The 518-nt window shown below is 74.7% G+C and carries 1 protein-coding gene; it reads left to right on the plus strand.

The genetic code is table 11. The features are described 5' to 3' along the window. A partial coding sequence (locus D588_RS0118170; protein WP_017916988.1) for an anti-sigma factor occupies positions 1-476 on the plus strand: 476 nt, incomplete at its 5' end. Positions 477-518 lie beyond the last annotated feature (42 nt).

Below are 518 nucleotides of genomic sequence, written 5' to 3' on the forward strand. Positions count from 1 at the left end.
TCAGCGCCGGCGGCTTCGCCACCGCCACGGCCTGCCTGCTGGCGCTGCTGCTGGCGCGTGCGCCGGTGCCGCCGCCGGCCTCGCAGCCCCCGCCGGTCGCCACTACCACCACGCCCAAGCCCAGCGGCATCGCGATGACCTCCACGCTGATGCAGGACGACGGCAAGCCCGGCTACGTGGCGCTGATGGACGCCGACAAGCGCAGCATCACCCTCACCCCGCTGGCCGGCGCCCGCGACGCCGGCCGCGTGCCGGAACTGTGGCTGATCCCGGCCGACGGCAAGGCGCGCTCGATGGGTGTGTTCGACGAGGCCAAGGCGCGCGTGGCGCGCATCCCCGATGCGCTGATGCCCATGCTCAGCGACGGCGCGGTGCTGGCGGTGACCATGGAACCGCCCGGCGGCGCGCCCGGCGGCGTCGCCACCGGCCCGGTCGTGGCCAAGGGCGGCATCAGCACGCTGCAGCTCGCGCCGTAGAAAACCCTTCTCCCATCGGGAGAAGGTGCCCCGAAGGGGCGG

It is taken from the genome of Xanthomonas sp. SHU 308 (assembly GCF_000364645.1).
GTDB lineage: Bacteria > Pseudomonadota > Gammaproteobacteria > Xanthomonadales > Xanthomonadaceae > Xanthomonas_A > Xanthomonas_A sontii.